General features: G+C 68.5%; 9 protein-coding genes and 1 pseudogene. 9 read left to right on the top strand and 1 reads right to left on the bottom strand.

Translation table 11 applies throughout. From position 1 onward, the window contains the following. Positions 1-12: 12 nt before the first annotated feature. Positions 13-645 (bottom strand): polysaccharide biosynthesis/export family protein, encoded by a 633-nt coding sequence (locus Q8O14_12280; protein ID MDP2361504.1) that lies wholly within the window; start codon positions 643-645, stop codon positions 13-15. 594 nt (positions 646-1,239) lie between these two features. On the opposite strand from Q8O14_12280, the gene Q8O14_12275 reads away from it, so the two are divergent. The 9 genes and pseudogenes from Q8O14_12275 to Q8O14_12235 all read left to right on the top strand — a co-directional run bounded on the left by Q8O14_12275 (position 1,240) and on the right by Q8O14_12235 (position 19,585). Beyond that, complete coding sequence (locus Q8O14_12275; GenBank protein ID MDP2361503.1) at positions 1,240-2,547, top strand: nucleotide sugar dehydrogenase; 1,308 nt, start codon at positions 1,240-1,242, stop codon at positions 2,545-2,547. 192 nt (positions 2,548-2,739) lie between these two features. Further along, complete coding sequence (locus tag Q8O14_12270) at positions 2,740-3,015, top strand: DUF2283 domain-containing protein (GenBank protein MDP2361502.1); 276 nt, start codon at positions 2,740-2,742, stop codon at positions 3,013-3,015. A 250-nt stretch (positions 3,016-3,265) separates the two neighbouring features. Further along, a pseudogene (locus Q8O14_12265) lies at positions 3,266-3,772 on the top strand (sugar transferase). A 141-nt stretch (positions 3,773-3,913) separates the two neighbouring features. Beyond that, positions 3,914-5,791, top strand: a complete 1,878-nt coding sequence (locus Q8O14_12260; GenBank protein MDP2361501.1) for a nucleoside-diphosphate sugar epimerase/dehydratase — start codon at positions 3,914-3,916, stop codon at positions 5,789-5,791. A gap of 202 nt (positions 5,792-5,993) precedes the next feature. Beyond that, on the top strand, positions 5,994-11,183 hold the full coding sequence (locus Q8O14_12255) for a C25 family cysteine peptidase (GenBank protein MDP2361500.1): 5,190 nt from the start codon (positions 5,994-5,996) through the stop codon (positions 11,181-11,183). Then, a complete protein-coding gene (locus Q8O14_12250; protein MDP2361499.1) occupies positions 11,180-12,214 on the top strand; it encodes a hypothetical protein in 1,035 nt (344 codons plus the stop codon). Before Q8O14_12255 ends, Q8O14_12250 begins: the two co-directional genes overlap by 4 nt. A gap of 170 nt (positions 12,215-12,384) precedes the next feature. Next, positions 12,385-12,894, top strand: a complete 510-nt coding sequence (locus Q8O14_12245; protein ID MDP2361498.1) for a BrxA/BrxB family bacilliredoxin — start codon at positions 12,385-12,387, stop codon at positions 12,892-12,894. A 231-nt stretch (positions 12,895-13,125) separates the two neighbouring features. After that, the gene (locus Q8O14_12240; protein ID MDP2361497.1) at positions 13,126-17,355 is read left to right on the top strand and encodes an alpha-amylase family glycosyl hydrolase; all 4,230 of its coding nucleotides are present in this window, start codon (positions 13,126-13,128) and stop codon (positions 17,353-17,355) included. 1 nt (position 17,356) lies between these two features. Continuing rightward, positions 17,357-19,585, top strand: a complete 2,229-nt coding sequence (locus Q8O14_12235) for an alpha-amylase family glycosyl hydrolase (GenBank protein MDP2361496.1) — start codon at positions 17,357-17,359, stop codon at positions 19,583-19,585. Positions 19,586-19,820 lie beyond the last annotated feature (235 nt).

Here is a 19,820-nt window from a genome sequence, read left to right as displayed (position 1 = left end):
ACCGCCTCGACTCTAGGGAGTGTTGTTCTCAGCAAGCTGCCAGTAGTAGCGCCCCCGCAAGAAGGCGTCCATGGGCGCGATGAAGGTCATCACGTAGTCGCGCACGAAGTCGGCGGCGTTGGAGATGGCGCTCTTGGGCACGACCACGATGTCGTTCGCCTCCAGCCAAACCGGGGGAGCCGTGCTGCCCAGGATGTCCTCCAGGTCGTGCAGGCTGAAGGCGTAGCGGCCGTCCGGCCCCACCTTCACCACCACGATGTTGCCCGGCACGGCGGAGCGCAGGAAGCCGCCCGCCCGCGTGATGGCGCCGATCAGCTCGAGGGGTTGGTCCAGCGTGTAGCGGTTGGGACTCTTCACCTCGCCGAACACGTAGAAATGCTGTGGCCCGAAATCCGTCACCTGCACGGTGGCCCGCGGCGCCAGGAACTCCCGTCCGTAGGCCGTGGCGATGGAGTCGGCCAGCTGGGCGGGCGTCCAGCCCATGGCGGGCAGGTCGCCATAGCGGGGCGAGGTGATGTAGCCGTCCGGCCGCACCACAGCGGTGAAGTCCATGTCCTGCAGGTCGGGGAAGCGGACCTGCAGCTGGTCGCCGGGGGTGAGGCGGTACTGGGCGGCGGGACGGGGGCGCTCAACACTTTTCGCCATGTGCATGACAGACAGATCCGGCGATTCCTGTCCGACCGAGAGCATTGGGGGATTCTGGGGATCAGCCTCCATGCCTTGGCGCTGGCGCAGGCTGCAGCCCGCGGCCACCAGCGCGACCAGGACAAGGGTCAGGACATTCTTCAATCGTGCCGGCATGCCCATTTCACGGCCTCCCGGCTGACGGATGGTGGTAGTGCGCATGTTGCCTGATTGTTGCTTATGGTTCGCCATGAATATGCAAATGGATCCATTCATATGGAAACCATCCTGCCTTGCCAAGCCGTCCCTGATGTTATCGGTTGGCGCATTGGGGAATTCACGAAGAAAATGCACTTGGCCTGAAGGAAGCACATGCCTCCCTTTTGATTGATCGCCCTGTGCAACACTGGAAAGTTTGGTTTTCACCCGGGCAGCCTGACAATCTCGACCTTGTTGCCAATTCTCAACGCGATTCGCGCAAGAGGCCACTTGGGAAATAGGATCACACGACTGGATGGCCTGATGCATCGCTTCAGCCAGGCTGAAGTTTGGCACATTCCCGTCCGATCATGGGACGGAAGACTCGACACCGGAATCATGTGATGAGGAGATACCATGCTGGAGCGCATCGCCAGGAAGGATTTCACGGTCGGCCTCATCGGGCTGGGCTACGTCGGCCTGCCCCTGGCCCTGGAGTTCGTGGAGAACGGGATCAAGGTCGTCGGCTTCGAGTTGGACGCCCGCAAGTGCGAACTCCTCAAGGCGGGGAAGAGCTATATCAAGCACATCCCCACCGAGCGCATCGCCCAGGCGGCGGCCACGGGCCTGCTGGACGCCACCACCGCCTTCGAGCGGCTGCCCGAGGTGGACGCCATCCTCATCGCCGTGCCCACGCCCCTCAACAAGTACCGGGAGCCCGACCTGGGCCCGGTCATCGCCGCCACCGAGACCATCGGCCGATACCTGCGCAAGGGGCAGCTGGTGGTGCTGGAGTCCACCACCTACCCGGGCACGGTGGACGAGGTGATGCGTCCCATCCTGGAGCAGGCGAGCGGCCTCAGCGCCGAAAAGGACTTCTGGCTGGCCTTCAGCCCGGAGCGCGAGGATCCCAACAATGAGACCTACAACACGCGCACCATCCCCAAGGTGGTGGGCGGCCTCACGCCGGAGGCCTCGGCCATCGCCAAGGCGGTCTACGACCACGTCATCGTGCAGACCGTGATGGTTTCCAGCACGCGGGCGGCGGAGGCCACCAAGCTGCTCGAGAACATCTACCGCGCCGTCAACATCGCCATGATCAACGAGCTGAAGATGGTCTTCACGCGCATGGGGATCGACATCTGGGAGGTGATCGAGGCGGCCAAGACCAAACCCTTCGGCTTCCAGGCCTTCTACCCCGGCCCCGGCCTGGGCGGGCACTGCATCCCCATCGACCCCTTCTACCTCACCTGGAAGGCCCGCGAGTTCGAGATGACCACGCGCTTCATCGAGCTGGCCGGCGAGATCAACACGGGCATGCCGCGCTACGTCACCAACCGCCTCATGCACGAGCTCAACCGCCACGAGAAGAGCCTCAAGGGCAGCTGCATCCTGCTGCTGGGGATGGCCTACAAGAAGAACATCGACGACATGCGGGAGTCGCCCTCCATCAAGCTGGTGGAGCAGCTGGTCAACCGCGGGGCCAAGCTGGACTACCACGACCCCTACATCCCCGTCTACCACGACGAGCACGGGGCGGACATCCACTTGAGCAGCGTGCCCCTCTCGGCGGAGATGCTGGCCACCTACGACGCCGTGCTCATCTCCACCGACCACGACGACGTGGACTACGCCTTCGTGGTGAAGCACTCCCGCCTGGTGCTGGACACGCGCAATGCCACCAAGCACGTCAAAGAGGGCCGCGAGAAGATCGCCAAGGCCTGATGCGGTGTTCGCCAAGAGAATCGCTATCGGGATCGCTATCGGTATCGGTATCGGGATAGGGATCGGGATCGATAGCGAGTCCTCCCATGATCCCCGTTGAGGGCTACGTGGCGAAATGTCCTTCCTTTGGCTGGTGCCCGGCGCGTGGAGGGAGGTGGTGGTGGTCGTCACGGCATGGAGGGATCTGGACACATGAGCATGAAGGACATGTATCTCGAAGTCACCTATCGGCATGGCAAAGTGCTGGCCGCCTACTTGTATCTGCCACGCCGGACACAGGACCGTTGTGACCACTCGGTGGAGCGGGAGGCTGGAATCGTGGTGGATTTCCACAAAGATGGTCGGCCCATTGGACTGGAACTGACGGATCCGGCGCGGGTGAGCGCCGAGATCATCAATCGGATCCTCAAAGATTTTCATCTGGATGTAGTGACGCGGGAGGACTTGGCTCCCTTGCTGGCCGCCTGACGGGTTGCCCTTCATCGTGGCAGGTGACGACTGAGCTTGTTCAGCGTTGAATTGGACCCCGATATCGATATCGATATCGATGAGAAGATTTAGGGATGGATATGAGCGAGCGTATTCCTTTCTGCCTGCCCGACATCACGGAGCAGGAGATCGAGGCGGTGGTGGAGACCCTGCGCAGCGGCTGGCTGACCACGGCCTCCAGGTCAAGCTCTTCATATATTCCTTCGCCTCCGCTCGGGCACTACATTGAATCTGACTTGACAGCCCCGGGCCGGCTTTTTTCCGCCAGGAGCGGGTGGGCCGCCACGGCCGGCCTTTCCACATCCTCAAGTTCCGCACCATGCGCCAGGATCCGGCCGGACCACAGATCACGGTGGGGGCCGATCCCCGCATCACGCGCAGCGGCCGGGTCCTGCGGGCCGCCAAGCTGGACGAGCTGCCCCAGTTGCTCAATGTCCTGAAGGGCGAGATGAGCTTCGTCGGGCCGCGCCCGGAAGTGCCGCGCTACGTGGCCCTCTACACAGAGGAGGAGCGGAGGGTGCTGGCCCTGCGGCCGGGGATCACCGACCTGGCCAGCATCAAGTACCGGCATGAGGCGGAGATCCTGGCCCGCACGCCGGACCCGGAGCGGACTTATGTAGAGAAAGTGATGCGCGACAAGCTGCGCATCAACCTGGACTATGCCGCCCAGGCCTCCTGGCGGACGGATCTGGGGGTCATCCTGCGCACCCTGGGCGCCCTGCTCAAAGGCAAGTAGGTTGAATCTTCACAAGGATTTGCTTTCCTTGGCCAGCGTAGGCCGCCCCACCGTCAAGCTACCGCTGGCAGGGGGCGCTTTGTTGTCTGTACTTGTCCTGACCGCCGGCCCCGGATGCGCGCACCACAGCGAAGGACTGCCTTGGACCTGCTCGAGCGACTGAACCCCTACCGGCGCGTCCTCATCCTTGCCATGGATGTGGGCATCTCCGCCGTTTCGCTTTTCCTGGCCTTCCTCATGCTGGGCGGTGGCGGCATTGCGCCGGGCATGGTGACAGGCTTCCTGGCCGGTCTCGCCCTCATGGTCCCCGTCCGCCTCCTCGTCTTCAACTTCTCGGGCCTCTACCGCGGCATCATGAAGTATGCCTCCATCGACGACCTGAAGAACATCTTCCGCGCCGTCTCCCTGGGCAGCCTGCTCTTCTTCTTCCTCTTGTTGCTGCTTCGCGGCCTGCATGTGGAAGCCTACCAGGACTTTCCCAAATGGGTGATGCCGGTCGACTGGATGCTGAACATCATCTTCATCGGCGGCAGCCGCTTCATGGTGCGGGCCCTGCGCAGCTACCGGCCCACCGCCCTGCCCGAAGCCGCGCGCGTCCTCATCGTGGGCGCCGGGGACGCGGGGGAGTCCATCCTGCGCGAGATCCACTTCAACCCGCGTTCCAACTACGAGGTGGTGGGCCTGCTCGACGACGACCCCGGCAAGCTGCACAAGCAGATCCACGGGGTGCTGGTGCTGGGCAACAGCCAGATGCTGGGCGAGGTCTTCGAGTCCTACGACGTGGACCAGGTCTTCATCGCCGTGCCCAACGCCCCCGCCGAACTGGTGCGGCGCATCGTGGAGCAGTGCCGGCGCCACAACGTCACTTTCCGCAAACTGCCCGGCGTGCGCGACCTGATCGACGGCAAAGTCTCGGTCAGCCAGCTGCGGGAAGTGCAGCTGGAGGACCTGCTGGGGCGGGATGCCGTCAAGCTGGACCTGCCCTCCATCGGGCGCATCATCACCGACCAGGTGGTGCTGGTGACGGGAGCGGCCGGCTCCATCGGCAGCGAGCTGTGCCGCCAGGTCCTGGCCTACGGCCCCAAGCGCCTCATCTGTTTCGACCACAACGAGAACGGCCTCTACAGCCTCATGCAGGAGTTCAGCTCCAGGCCCGACCGCCACCACATCGATCCGGTGGTGGGCTCCATCGTCGAGGCGGGGCGGGTGGAGTGGCTCTGCTCGACCTGGAAGCCGGCCGTGGTCTTCCACGCCGCCGCCCACAAGCACGTGCCCATGATGGAGCGCAACCGCGACGAGGCGGTGCGCAACAACATCCTGGGCACACGGCTGCTGGCCGAGGCCGCCCACCGGCACCAGGTGGACAAGTTCGTCATGATCTCCACCGACAAGGCGGTCAACCCCACCAGCACCATGGGCGTCTGCAAGCGCGTGGCCGAGCTGCTCGTGCGGGAGCTGGACTCCCGCTCCGCCACCCAGTTCATGACCGTGCGCTTCGGCAACGTGCTGGGCAGCGCCGGCAGCGTGGTGCCCCTCTTCCGCAGCCAGATCGGCGCCGGCGGCCCCATCACCATCACGCACCCTGAGATCGAACGCTACTTCATGACCATCTTCGAGGCCGTCCAGCTGGTCATCCAGGCGGCCGCCCTGGGCGAGGGGGGCGAGATCTTCGTCCTGGACATGGGCACGCCCATGAAGATCATCGACATGGCCCGCAACTTGATCACCCTGAGCGGTCTGCAGGAAGGGGTGGACATCGACATCGAGATCGTCGGCCTCCGTCCCGGGGAGAAGATGAGCGAGGAGTTGTGGGTGACCGGCGAGCGCCTGCTGCCCACCCGCCATGTCAAGATCAGCGTGGCCGTGCCCGACCAGGAGGCGGACGCCGTGGTGCTCAACGGGCGGCTCGAGGAGCTGCTGGCCATGGTGGATCAAGGGCGCGACGAGGAGCTGCTGCGGCTCCTGCGCGCCCTGGTGCCGACCTACACCCCGGTGGCCGGAGAGAACAAGCGCTTTTAGGGAGGGGCGGCCCGTCCTTTCCCGCGGACCATCCAGACGGGAGCATGTGCTTCGGAACCTTGATACCTTGCTGGCGTCAGGCTGAAGGTCCCCCTCCATCGTACCGATGATGGAGGGAAGGCCCTGCGACGGAAGCGCGCACCAGGCTCGTGTCGTCCACCGGCGGTGGTCCGCGCACTGGTCATCAACTCAAGGTTCGCCCATGCTCCCAAGCTGCCCGCTCCCGGGCCGGCCCTCGCGGGCGGTCGGCCCGCTCAAGCAGATCATCCTGCCCCTGCTCACGCTTCTCCTGCTGGCGGGCGACGCCCGCGCCTTCGAAGCCATCCTGGTGGAGCAGAGCGAGCAGGCCGTCACGGTCCGCATCGATTGCAGCGACCTGCTCGTGCTGCCCGTCGAGCTTGACGGCGAGGAACGGGCTCAGCTGCATTCCCGGGGGGCCAGCCTTTTCCAGGAGGGGGAGGCCGCCTGGCTGAGCGCGCCCTTGAGCTTGGCCGTGCCCCCGGGCACCCGGCCCAGCTTGCGCATCCTGCGCGAGGAGCTGCGTGAGGAGTCCTGGCCCGCCCCTCTCCGGGAGAGCACGGCGGTGGACAGCCTGGGGCGGTCCGGCGCACCGGAGCGTCCCGGCCTGCGTCTGCTCGACCTGGGCTGGATGCGCTCCCAGAAGATCCAGCGGCTGGCCGTCGACCTGGCCGTCTTCACCGGATCCTGGCGCCGGATCTCCGCCCTGGAGTTCCAGCTGGTCTTCCTGCCCGATGCCCAGGAACAGGCCCGCCTGGCCCTGGCCGACAGCCGCCCGGGGCGGGCCTGGCGGGAATCCGCCGTCTTCGAGCGCCAGTTCGATCGCCTGCTGCTCAACCACGAGCAGGCCAGGGGCTGGCGGCGGGATCCACGCCACCTGGCCGGCGAATCCCGCGGCGCCCTGGCCAACCTCAATCCCGCCCTGGACGATGACTGGATCCTGCGGCTGATGGTGGACGAGGACGGGCTGGTCAAGGTGACGGGCGAGGATCTGCAGAAGGCGGGAGTGGACCTGGCGGGGATCGACCCCGCCACGCTCTCCCTGTGGGAGGACGGACGCGAAGTGCCCCTGTTCATGCAGGACGGCGCCGACGGCGTCCTCCATCGAACCGACTTCTTCGTCTTCGCCGGGCGCAAGCGGGTGGGCGAGCACTTCCCCACCTCCTTTTACGGGCCGGAGCGGGCCTATTTCCTGACGTGGGGCCGGGGGACTGGCCGGCGCTTCATCGACCAGACCGCCGCGCCGGAGGCCCTGCTGGAGGACCTGGACCACTACCGCCACATGCATCACTTCGAGCGGGATGCGATCTGGACCCAGCTCGAGAACGAGCCCCTGGGGCCGGAGTACAGCGACCACTGGCTGTGGCGGCAATTCACGGCGGTGGGCACGCCCGCCACCTTCAACCTCAATGTGATTGTGAACGACGCACTGGGCGGCGCGGGCGACCAACTGGACCACATCCGTTTTGCCATTCGCGGCAACTCCATCGTCAACATCCCCGGCGCCGACCACCACGCCGTGGTGCGCCTGGACGGACAGTGGGTGGGCGACCTGGAGGCGAGCAACCAGCGCGAGACCATCACCAACTGGTATCCCCTTCCTCCCGGCGCCCTGGCCGACCGCCGGCAAATCACCCTGGAGTTCGAACTGCCGCTGGATCGCGGGCAGAGCAGCGATCTGCTCTACCTCAACTGGATGGACATCGCCTACCTGCGCTCCCTGCTTGTCCTGGACGATGGCCAGCTGCAAGCGCCGCTCGCCCAGTTGGCCGCGGGCAACGCGGTGGTGGGCGGCCTCAGCGACACAAATCCCCTGCTGCTGCGCGAGGACGGCTTCCGCCTGCTGGGCGCGGAGCCGGTGGCGGGCCGCTCCGACGCCGTGCGCTTCCACGCCGGGGCGGGCGAAGGGGACCTGTTCATCTCCCCGATTACCGCCTTGAAGCCACCGGCCCGCATCGTGCGCCATGCCAACGCGCGGCTGCGGGACACGGGCCAGCAGGCGGACAACCTGATCGTGGCGCCAGCCAGCTATCACAACCGCCTGCAGGAGTTGGCCGACTTCCATCGCCAGGGCATGAGCGTCAAGCTGGTGGACATCGAGGCCGTCTACAGCGAGTTCGGCGGCGGCCAGCTCAGCGCCCAGGCCCTGCAGGATTTCGTCCAGCACGCCTTCACGGCCTGGCAGGCCCCCTCGCCCAGTTACCTCACCCTGGTGGGCAAGGCCAGCTATGCCAACCAGATGGAGCTGTCCCGGGAGCCCCTCTACCGCACCCAGGTGCCCACCTGGTGGACGCAGACCAATACCTCGGGCGCCACGGCCACGGACGAGCCCTTCACTTACCTGGTGGGCCAGGACACGCTGCGCACCTTCGGCGGCCAGGTCGTCGGCATCGTGCCCGACACTTTCCAGGACCTGTTCGTGGGGCGCATCTCCGTCCACACCTCGACCCAGTTGGACGCCTTCCTGGCCAAGCACCGGCAATACCGCGAAGGACAGAACGCCGGCCGCTGGATGGAGACCCAGGTGATGGCCGCCGACCAGGGCAATGAGCAGGCCTTCGAGGTGGGCAACGAGCTGGTGGCGCGCTACATCGTGCCCCGGGACTACCCCGTGGCCCAGATCCACGTGCGGGGCAACTCGCCCTACCGCGGCGGCGCCCTGGATTTCATCGACCTCTTCAACGCCGGCTGCTCGGTGCTGAACTACAACGGTCACGGTTCGCGCAGCATCTACTCGTCCAGCAGCCTCTTCCGCTCCACGGACATCCGCTTCCTGACCAACAACGGCATGTATCCCATCTGCTTCGCCTGGTCCTGCAATGTGGGCGACTACGACAACCCGGACTCCTCGGCCATGTCCGAGCTGCTGCTGCACAAGGCCAATGCCGGGGCCATCGCCTACTACGCCTCCTCGGCCAAGGCCACCATCAATGTGGACAACCCCTTGATGACCCATTACTTCTTCAACCAGTACGATCCCGCCCATCTCAGCTTCGGCGAGATCGTCCAGTTGACGGAGAACACGCTGCTGCTCTCGCCCGGCACGGCGGACGTCATCCACATGTACAACCTGCAGGGGGATCCCGCCCTGGTGCCGGCCCTGCCGCGGCGCAAACTGGCGGCGGAGCCGGCCCTGCTCATGCTGGGCAGCGACGACCCGGCCACCTTTGTGGTGCGCACGGACCCGCCGGGGCTGGGCGGCACGCTGGAGATCACCTTCCTTCCCTACGACGGCCGGCCCTCCAATTTCCAGGGGAACCAGCGTCGCGTCTGGAACCAGGCCTTCAGCGACGGGCAGACGGTCACGCTGACGCTGCCGGCCATCACCGAGGCCCGCAAGGCCCGCCTCCTCCTCGCCATGAACACGCCCGCCGGTCGGGTGACGGGCTATCTGCCCCTCTTCCTCAACCTGCCCTATGCCGGCATCTCCGACCACCAGCCGGCGCGTGGCCTGGCGGGGGCGCCGCTCACCTTTTCCTTCGAGTCCCCCCTCGCGGTGGATTCCGTCCAGGTGCTGACCAATTTCTGGCCGGACAGCCTGGCCCGCATGTGGATGCAAGCCCTGGGCGATGGTCGCTTCACCCGCCGCATCGCCCATCTGCCGGCCCATAGCACGAGCACCTATCGCCAACTCACCCGGGAATGGATGAGTGGCTGGGAGATCCCGGTCAACACCTGGCCGCCTTATCAGCTGCACGGTCTCATCTACCGCATGCGCATCTACGACGGCGAGCCCTACACCGACAGCAACGGCAACGGGAGCTACAACGCGGGCGAACCCTATGTGGACGTCAACGGCAATGGCCAGTGGGATCCGCCCGGGGAACCCTTCAACGACATCAACGGCAACGGCCTGGCCGACGCCGGGGAACCCTTCCAGGATCTCAACGGCAACGGCATCCGCGACGGCTGGATCGAGCTGCCTGGCGCCTTCGTCAGCGTACTGGACAACGAGCGCCTCAGCGCCGTGGACACGCTGATCACGGTCCGGGCGGAGCAAGACAGCCTGGCCGCGGCGCTGCGCTGGTCGGTGTCGGCCAGCCAGCCCGTGGACGAGGCCAGTCTGCGTCTCGCCCGCGAAATCGAGAGCGGCGGCTGGGTCAATCTGTGGGAGGGCCGGCTGCCGGCCGGTCCCGGCACCCAGCACTTCCAGCAGCCGGTGGCGCTGGGGCCCGGCCCCCAGCGCCTGCGCTTCACGGCGGGGCCACTTTGGCTGGAGGGGACCGAGCTGAGCGGCGTGGACCCCCTGGTGCTGGCCGACGAGTTCCTGCTCCTGACGCCGGGGGCCGGCTCCGGCGGTGCGCTGGGGCTGGACGGGACGGGGCATTGGCGCCTGGAGCTGCCCGCGGGAAGGCTGCAGGAAGCGGCCCAGTTGAACCCGGCGCTCCACGCCAGCGCCCAGACGGGTCTGCGCGAAAGCTCCCAGGGCCAGCCCGGGCTGGGCTTCCTGCTGGCGGCCGGCTCGGACAGCCTGTGGCGGCCCCTGGACCTGGCCCCCCGCTCCGCCGCCCGGCCCGTCAGCGACCTGCGGCCCGCCGATGGCCGCCTGGGCTGCCTCATCCGGCCCGGCGCCCGCTTCCAGTTCAACGACGGCGTGCTGGGCGACACGCTGCCCAAGGCCCTGGCCCGTTGGATCCCGGACCGCGGCCTGTGGGTGGTGCAGCCCGGCACGGTGGACAGCAGCGCGAATGGATGGGATATCCAGAGCCAACTGGCCCTGCAACCTGGCTGGTTGGCGCCGGTGGCCCTGCGTGACCAGACCGGTCCCGCCCTGGCCGTGCAGGTGGCCGGGCAATGGTTCGCCAGCGGCGACATGGTGGCCCGCGAGCCGGTCTTCCAGTTCTACTTGTCCGATCCGGACGGGATCGACCTGGGCGAGGGGCGCGCCGCCCCGCTCATCCGCCTGAACGGGCAAGCGGTCCCCGCCGAGCAGTTGCAGGTGGGCGAGGGAACGACCGGTCTCCACGTGCAATGGAGCCCGGGCCGCCTGGAGCCGGGCAGCCAGCATGAGCTGAGCCTGCAGGTCCATGACGCCCTGGGCAACGGGGCCGACCTGGAGACGGCTTTCCGCGTGGCCACCGACCTGTCCCTGGATTTCTTCGCCAACCACCCCAACCCCTTCCAGAACGAGACGGTGCTCGCCTGGCAGCTGAGCAACCTGCCGCGCAGCCTGCGCTTCGAGATCTACACGGCCTCCGGGCGCCTGGTGCGGCGCCTGTCCGTCCCCACGCCGCGCCTGGGATACGACGAGCTGGTGTGGGACGGGCGCGACCAGGAAGGCCGGGAGGTGGCCAACGGCGTCTACTTCGTGCGGGTGGTGGCCGGCGGCAATGGATCCATCGACGAGACCTTCAAACTGGCGAGGCTGAAATGAGCGCCCACCCTGCCCCGCCGCGCCACCTGCTGGCGGCGGCCCTGCTCATGGCCATGGCGGCCGTGGCGCGGGGCGGCGAGTACGCGGCGGATTTCGTCCACCTGGGAACGGGGGCCGACGCCGCCGGCATGGCGGGCGCCTGGTCCACCAGCAAATCGGGCGCCACCAGCTTCTTCTGGAACCCGGCCCTCGTCCTCGACGGGCAGCCGCTCAAGCTCTACGCCGAAGGGGTCAGCCTCTTCGATGGCCTCTCCACCTACCAAAGCGCGGCGCTGCAGTGGCGGGTCCGCGAACGCTGGGCCCTTTGCGCCGGCGCCCAGGCCAACCTGGTGACGGACATTCCACGCTACGCCGCCCTGGCCCAGGGGCGGGATCTGAGCAATCCCGACGACCGCTCCACCGGCGTGGCCGACGGCTCCTTCGACAGCCGATCCACCGCCGTGACCGTGGGGCTTTCCCGCGAGTTCTGGTTCGACATCCTGATGGGACGCGGCCTGGTGCGCAACCGGGTGCCCGCCCGCCTGGCCGTGGGCAGCTCCCTGCGCATGATCCGCGAGAGCCTGGACGCGGCCAGCGCCTCGGGCAGCGGCGTGGATGTGGGCGTCAAGCTCATGATGGCGGAGCCGGTCAAGGCCGCCGCCGCCGGCCGCCGCGAACTGGTGCTGGCCATCGTCCGCCACAATCTGGTCTCCCAGGACCTGGCCTGGGACACGCCCTCCGGTCAGGCCGACCCCCTGCCGGCGGCCACGCGGGTTGGCCTGTCCTGGCAGGACGAGCTGCGCCGCCTGCACCTGGGCTGGCGGGTGGCGATGGAGTATGACGACCTCTACGACGGCACCTGGCACCTGGGCACCGAGCTGGATCTGCGCCAACTGCTCTTTCTGAGGGGCGGCGTGGCCTCCCCCGACTTCGGCGAGGCCGCCTTCAGCATGGGGGCGGGCCTGCGCCTGCGCCACGCGCTGGTCAACTACGCCTACGGCAGCCATGCGCTGGGGCCGAGCCATCGCGTCTCCCTGGAGTTCCGCTACTGACAGTCCTACCCATCCCACCTCGCATGCCTGACCTGGGGGGATGCGGCGGACCAGGCGACGGGCGGGGCAGACCACCCGCGCAGGTCGATGTGACTTAAGGCTTGTCCTTGGCAACAGGTCTTTTTATTTTACCATAAAACAGAACCAAAAAAGTCCTTAAAGGAGTCGACATGACCTGGTCCGACATGCCCAACTACGATCCGGTGGCCGTGCAGCCCATGCGGGAGGAACTGCTGGCCGTCGGTTTCCGCGAACTGCTGCACGAGCCGGATGTGGATGCGGCCCTTGGTGCCCGGGAAGGAACCGTGCTGGTGATGATCAACAGCGTGTGCGGCTGCGCGGCCGGCAACGCCCGGCCCGGCGTGGCCCTGGCCCTGCAGAACGAGCTCATCCCCGACCAGCTGGTCGCCGCCTTCGCCGGCATGGAGAAGCTGGCGGTCAAGCGCGTGCGGGACTACCTGGGACCGCTGCCGCCCTCCAGCCCCTGTCTGGCGCTCTTCAAGGACGGGGACCTGGCCTGGACCCTGCCCCGGCCCATGATCGAGAGCCGCAGCGCCCTGGATGTGGCGGCCCTCACGGTGGAGGCCTTCAACCGGCACTGCACAAGGCGCGGTCCCTCCATCCCGCGCGAGGCCTTCGAACAGCTGGGCTTCACCGCCACCTGCGGCTGCTCGCTCTAAGGATCGCTGCCGGTCGCCCCAGCCGTCCTTGAGAACCTGGCCGACCGGCCCGGCGTGACCCTGACAGGGCATGCGATCAGCAGGTCATGTCGACCCCCCTCCGCCGCCGGCAGAGGGCGGCCGAGGATGAGTGGACCCACCAGCCCCCTTGCGGAGCGGAAGCGCCCCCTGAACCGCCCGGAGCCCGGGGCCACATTCCTACCTTTCGACCCCAAGTCGATAGGATCCATCATGAAGTCATTGACTCTTCTGCTGCACCTGGCCGCCGCCCCCCTGGCGCTGGGCCAGGTCGTGGTGCTGGACCCGGCCGCCCCCCTGATCGGCCAGACCCTGACCATCACCTACGATGCCGTGGCCGGAGCCCTGCCCGACGGGGCCGCCCAGGTGAGGTTGCACTGGGGCCTGCGCGACCCGGACACGGGCAACTGGAGCCTGCCCCCCGCCGTCAATTGGCCGGCGGGGTCCACCACCCCCGACGGTTTCGCCCTGCAATCCCCCATGCCGGCCCAGGGCGCCGGTCTCTTCCAGGTGGCCCTGCCCTCCGTCGAGCCCATGCAGCAGATCGCCTTCGTCTTCACGGACGGCAGCAACTGGGACAACAACGGCGGCGCCAACTGGATCGTGGACTACCTGTCCGCCGATGTGGCCTGCTGGTGGGCCCCCCTCGAACCGGAGACGGGGGACCTGGTCAGCATCTTCTACAACATCGCCCCGGGAACCCTCCCTGCCGGTCCGGTCATTCTGCACTGGGGGGTGAACGAGGCGGGCCACGGCAACTGGGTGGAGCCGCCGGCGGCCATCTGGCCGGCCGGCACGGTGCCCACGGGCGACGGCCACGCCGTGCGCAGTCCGATGACGGACCAGGGCGGTGGCATCTGGCGGGTGCAGATCCCGGCGGCGGAGGGGATCGCCAGCCTGCACTGGGTCTTCACCAACGGCACGGCCTGGGACAGCAACGGCGGCGCCAACTGGGACCTCTACATCGGGGATCCGCCCGAGTTCGCCCAGGTCTGGCAGCGCTTCGTCTTCGACCCGCGCAGCACCTTCTACAGCGGGCCGCGCCCGGTGACACAGGTCAACCTGGCGGGGACGATGAACGGCTGGAGTTCCACCGCCACGCCCCTGACGGCCGGATCCGATGGCACCTGGAGCGTGGAGCGCGTCCTGCAGGAGGGGGCCTACCAGTACAAGTTCGTCGTCAACGGCAACCAGTGGACGCCGGACCCCGACAACCCGCGCATGAACTCCAACGACAACAACAACAGCATGCTGGACCTGCTGCCCGACCCGCTGCCCCTCCCCACCGGCTGGTCCGTCCCTGATCTCGCGACCTGGCGGGAGCCCGCCCTCGTCCCGCTGGCCCTGGGCCTGCGACCCGGCGACACCGGAACGCCGCTCAACCCGGCGGCTTTCGAGGTCCGCGTCAACGGAACCGTGGCGCCGCACAGCTGGGACGGCGACTCCCTGCGCCTGGAGGTGGCCCTGGACGCCCCCGGCGTCCGGCGCGTGGAGGCGACCCTGGTCGACCAGGCGGGCGGGACGCGCGTGGCGCGCTGGGCGGGAGCCCTGCAGCCGGAGGGCTGGCTGGCGCTGGACGCCGCCCGCGACGACGACGGGCCCGGGATCTACAGCTACCCGACCCCCTTCGGCGGCTACACGGACATCGAGAGCATCGAACTGCGCGAGGCGGCCCTGGGCGACACGCTGCAGGTCCGCGTGCAGTTGCGCCTGCTCCATGACTACACGCGGATCCACTTCCTGCTGCTCCCGTCGCCCTCGGCCACCATCAGCGACGACCACCTGCGCGAGGAGCTGCACACGCCGGACTGGAGCCTGGGCGGCCTCGGCCTCTTCCTGCTCAAGCCCTCCAGTCCCCACCTGGACCCGGACCAGGACAACCGCCTGCTCAGCGGACACAGCCCGGTGGCGGCGGGAGCGCCCGTGACGGTGTGGACCAGCGGCCAGACCCTGGTCGCCAACCTGCCCATGGACCTGCTTGAAGAGCGCCTGGGCAGCTGGCAGGAGGAGTGGTACCTCGCCTGTTTCGCCTCCATCACCGGCGTGGCGCCCGTGACCGGGGGCGTCACCGAAGTGGGTCCGGCCCAGGGCGGCCTGGCCGAGGCCTGGGACTGCGATGTCTACGACGCGGCGCTGGTGCGCCCGGCCGCTCTCGAAAACCCCATCCTGGGCAATTCATCACTGGGGCGGACGGCCCGTCTGGATGCCGTGGGCCGCGGCCTGGCCGCCGTGCGCCCGGAAGATGTGGGCCCCCACATGGCGGCGCCCGGTCCCGTCGTGCGCATCCTCAGCCGCGGCGGCACCACCGTGACGGCCACGCGCGCCCTGCGCGGCACGGCCACGGCCAACACGGAAGGGCCGGTCTGGCTGGTGCGCGAGCACGCCGCCGGCCGGGACAGCGTGGCCCTGGACCTCACGGCCGGGCAATGGAGCACCACGGCCAACCTGGTGGAGGGGCTCAACCGCTTCCAGGCGCGGGCCCAGGACGGCGACGGCTTCTGGGGGAGCAGCTCGGCGATGGAGACGATCCTCGTCCGCGACCACGCCCCGCAGCCCCAGATCAGCATGACCTTGGTCGACGGCACACTCAACCTCTACGGGACGGGCACGGTGGACATCGACGGGGACATCGTCTCCTGGCTCTGGGAGATGGAGGGGGACAACCCCGCGCCCGTCGCCATCGTCGACGCCCAGCAGAGCATCGCCGCCATTGCGCAGCTGCCCGCCGTGGATGGCGCCTACTGGCTGCGCCTGACCGTCACCGACGCCCAGGCCAACACGGGCACGGCGCGCGGCCTCTTCGAGGTGGAGAACGGAAGCGCCCGCGCCGTGGGCCAGAACGACCATCCGCTGTGGGTCCGCGACGCCATCGTCTACGAGATCTTCGTGCGCAGCTTCGACCCAGCCCGCAACCTGGCCGCCGTGACGGCGCGCCTGGACGAGATCGTCGAGCTGGGGGCCAACACCATCTGGTTCATGCCCGTCTTCGAGGGCCCCAGCGACCACGGCTACGCCATCAACGACTATTACGCCATCGAGCAGGACTACGGCACCCTGGAGGACTTCGGCGAGCTGGTGGAGGCGGCCCACGAGCGCGGCCTGCGCGTGGTGCTGGACATGGTGCTCAACCACAGCTCCATCGACCACCCCTGGATGGTGGAGGCGCAGCTCTACGGCAACGACGCCCTGACGAAGCACTACTACATGTGGAATCCCGACGGCAGCCACCAGTATTACTACGACTGGACCAGCCTGCCCAACTTCAACGTCTCCAACCCGGATTTCAAGCGCGAGGCGGCCCTGCTCAGCCGCTACTGGGTCGAGCAGCTGGGGGTGGACGGCTACCGCTGCGACGTGGCCTGGGGGCCCATGGAGCGGGACGGGCAATTCTGGCGGGACTGGCGCCGCGCCATCCGCCGGCAGCGGCCCGACCTCTTCCTCCTGGCCGAGGCGGGGGCGACGGACTTCCCCATCTTCGACGGCCGCTTCAACCTGGCCTATGACTGGCCCCTTTTCTGGAACGCCCTGGGCCCCATCGGCACGGTGGCGCCCTCCACCCTGCACGACCGGGTGAGCAACCTGGGCTTCTGGTTTCCCGACAACGGCCTGCCCTTCCGCTTCCTCGAGAACCATGACGAGGCGCGCTACATCAGCGGCCACACGCCGGCACAGACCAAGTGCGCGGCGGCCATCCTCTTCAGCCTGCCCGGCGTGCCCATGATCTATGCCGGCCAGGAGGTGGGCGAGAGTTCCCCGCGCGGCCTCATCAACTGGTCCGATCCGCTCCAGATGAGGCCCTTCTACCGCCTCCTCTGCGAGACGCGCGCGGCCCACCCCCAGCTGCGCACCCCCCGGGCCGAGCAGCTGGTCAACAACGATCCCAGCCAGGTCTACAGCCTGGCCCGCGTGCCGGCGGATCCCGCCGCCGAGGGCGTCGTCCTCTGCGCCTTCAACTTGAGCGACAACGCGCGCGGCGCCCAGCTCACCCTGCCCATCGCCGACTGGGGCATGGCGGGGGGAGTCTGGTACCTGACGGACCTCTTCAACGGCGAGGTGGTGGAATACGGCGAAGGCGCCCCGGCCCAGCTGACCCTCTCCTTGCAGGCCTGGGAACCCCGCTGGCTGCTGCTGGCCGACGAGCCGGCGCTGGTGGACCTGCCCGCACCGGGCGGGCAGCCCCTCGACTTCACCCTGGGCGAAGCCTGGCCCAATCCCTTCAACCCGGTCGTCTCCCTGCCCCTTACGCTGCCGCGGCCGGAGCTGGTGAAGGTGGAGGTCTTCAACCTGGCCGGGCAGCGGGTCGCCCTGCTGGCCCAGGGCGTCCTTCCGGCCGGCCGGCGCGTGCTGCAGTGGAACGCCGCGGGACAGGCCAGCGGCGCTTATGTGGTGCAGGCGACGATGGGAGGCCGCCGGGAGACGCGCAAGATCATGCTGGTGAAGTGAGATGAAGCGCTTTCTCTTCCTGCTGCTGTCCCTGCTGGCCGGACTGGCCCACGCCCAGCGCGTGGAGTGGACGGAGTCCCTGCTCCTGGTCATGAGCGGGGCCGGCCGGCTGGTGCCCAAGGGGGCGCGTCTGGAGGAATGGGGGCGGGACGGGCGGCGCGGCTCCCTGGCGCTGCAGGCCGAGCGTCTGGACAAGGAGCGCTGGAGCCTGCGCCCGGAACGCGCCCCGGACCTCAGGGCCCAGCATGCCGTCGTGCTCAGGGACGGAAGCCGCCTGCCCCTCATCCCGGGCGCCGTGCTGGACAGCTTCCAGTGTGATCAGCCTCTGGGCATGAGCCAAGTGGACGGGGTGGCCGTCTTCCGCCTCTTCGCCCCCCGCGCCCGGGCCGTGCGCCTGCACCTCTACGCCGCGGCCGACGCGCCGGAGGCCCTGCTCAGCCGGGAGGCGCTTCCCGCCGCCGACGGCAGCTGGAGCGTGGGCTGCCCGGAGGCCGGTTCCGGCATGGCCTGGACCTGGTCCCTGGATTCGGCCACCGGCGTGGCGGATTGGACGGATCCGGCCCTGGAGTTCGCCGACCCCTGGGCCACGGCCGTGGCCACGCGCAACGACCACGACCATGCCGGGCGCGCCCTCATCGTGGACGAATCGCACCCTTGGCAGGCGACGGATTGGCGCCCGCCCCACCCCTCGACCCTGGTCATCCTGGAGGCCCACCTGCGGGACCTGACCTGCGGCCCGGGGGCGGGGGCCGGAGCCCTGGCCGGCAGCTATCCCGGTTTCAGCGGCGCCTCCGCCGGCGGCCTCGCCCACCTGCGGGACCTGGGCGTGAGCGCCGTGCAGTTCCTCCCTTTGCAGGACTTCGGCAACATCGAGCCGGACTTCGACAGCCCCGCCACGCCGGTGCGCAACACGTGGAACCCGTGGGAGCGCAATCATTGGGGCTACATGACCAGCTACTTCCTGGCGCCGGAGAGCTACTACGGCAGCGGGCAGAGCCTCCGCCCCGGCGGCTGGTGCGGCCTGGACGGACGGCAGGCAAGGGAACTGAAGGAGCTGGTGGATCGCTGCCACCAGGCGGGCATCGCCGTCATCCTCGACGTGGTCTACAACCATGTCTCCCAGTACGACCGCAACCCGCTCAAGTGCCTGGACATGGCCTACTGGTTCCGCCTGGGCGACGACGGCGTGATGAGCTCCGCCTCGGGCTGCGGCAACGACCTGGCCACCGAGCGGCCCCTCGTCCGCCGCCTGATCCTGGACAGTGTGCGCCATTTCGCCGACGAGTACCGCGTGGACGGCTTCCGCTTCGACCTGGGCGCCATGCTGGACGACGAGACCCTGGTCCAGGTGCGGGACGTCTGTGCCACCCGCGGCCTCTACCTCACCGCCGAACCCTGGGGCGGCGGGCGCTACGAGCCGGAGCGCTTCGCCCGGCTGGGTTGGGCCTGGTGGAACGACCAGTACCGCGTGGACCTGCGTGGCCGCCATCCCGCCGAGGGGGCCGGCTTCCTCTTCGGCCGCCTGCACGGCGAGAGTTCCATCCAGCGCCTGGCCCTGGGCGTGCAGGGCTATCGCCGCGAGGCGGGCGGCCCCAATCCGGACCCCCTGCAGTCAACCAACTACGTGGCGGCCCACGACGACCACGATCTGGGTGACTGGATCAAGCTGGGGTTGGGCTTGGCCGACGAGGAGCGGCCGGTGGCCGACCGCCTGGCCTACCAGACCCTGACGGCCGAGGAGCTGGCCCTCCACGGAGTGGCCGCCCTGCATCTGCTCTCCAGCGCCGGCGTGCCCATGATCCACTCCGGCCAGGAGCTGGGCCGCAGCAAGCTCATCGCCGCGGGCAACCGCCATGAGACGCGCAGCGGACGGGTGGACCACAACAGCTATGAGAAGGACAACGCCACCAACTGGATCGACTGGCGGCTGAAATCCATCAACGCCCCGCTGGTGGAACTCTACCGGCAGGCCGTCGCCTTCCGCCGCGGGCGGCCCGCCCTGGCCACGGCGCCCCGCACCCTGTTGGGAGAACCGACGGGCGCGCGCCTGGCGTGGACTTCGGTGGAGGCCCGGACGGCGGCCGCCTTCAACACGGACCCCGCCGCCGAGTGGCGTCTGCCCCTGCCCGGCCAGGGCGCGCTGGCGGTGGTCAGCGGCGAGGCCAGGCTGGAGGAGGGGACGCTGGTGCTGGGTCCGCGCAGCGCGGCATTGGTGGAGTGGCAGCCCTGACGGCCGGCGGCCTCGATCACGGACTCCTTCCCCCTGCAAGGGGGAAGGCCAGAATGGGGGGTTTGCCCCAAGGCCCTGATTTCGGCCTCGTCGCGCGTGGTGGCACCGGGTCTTGCGGCGCCAGCGCCGCGCTCTCGCACCTTTCTTTCACGGGCGAAAGAAAGGTGCCCAAAGAAAGCCCTCTCCAAGACATCACCGGCCCTAACTAGCCCGCCTCACGGCGGGCGTCGGACAG

The organism is bacterium, from assembly GCA_030685015.1.
In the GTDB taxonomy this organism is placed as follows: domain Bacteria; phylum CAIWAD01; class CAIWAD01; order CAIWAD01; family CAIWAD01; genus CAIWAD01.
The sequence above is the reverse complement of the archived record's forward strand: the minus strand, read 5'-3'. Positions and strand labels throughout refer to the sequence as shown.

Excerpts from the sequence above, each read along its gene's own strand:
- Q8O14_12280 (MDP2361504.1), bottom strand. The coding sequence starts at position 645 with ATGGCGAAAAGTGTTGAGCGCCCCCGTCCCGCCGCCCAGTACCGCCTC.
- Q8O14_12275 (MDP2361503.1), top strand. The coding sequence starts at position 1,240 with ATGCTGGAGCGCATCGCCAGGAAGGATTTCACGGTCGGCCTCATCGGG.
- Q8O14_12270 (MDP2361502.1), top strand. The coding sequence starts at position 2,740 with ATGAGCATGAAGGACATGTATCTCGAAGTCACCTATCGGCATGGCAAA.
- Q8O14_12255 (MDP2361500.1), top strand. The coding sequence starts at position 5,994 with ATGCTCCCAAGCTGCCCGCTCCCGGGCCGGCCCTCGCGGGCGGTCGGC.
- Q8O14_12250 (MDP2361499.1), top strand. The coding sequence starts at position 11,180 with ATGAGCGCCCACCCTGCCCCGCCGCGCCACCTGCTGGCGGCGGCCCTG.
- Q8O14_12245 (MDP2361498.1), top strand. The coding sequence starts at position 12,385 with ATGACCTGGTCCGACATGCCCAACTACGATCCGGTGGCCGTGCAGCCC.
- Q8O14_12240 (MDP2361497.1), top strand. The coding sequence starts at position 13,126 with ATGAAGTCATTGACTCTTCTGCTGCACCTGGCCGCCGCCCCCCTGGCG.
- Q8O14_12235 (MDP2361496.1), top strand. The coding sequence starts at position 17,357 with ATGAAGCGCTTTCTCTTCCTGCTGCTGTCCCTGCTGGCCGGACTGGCC.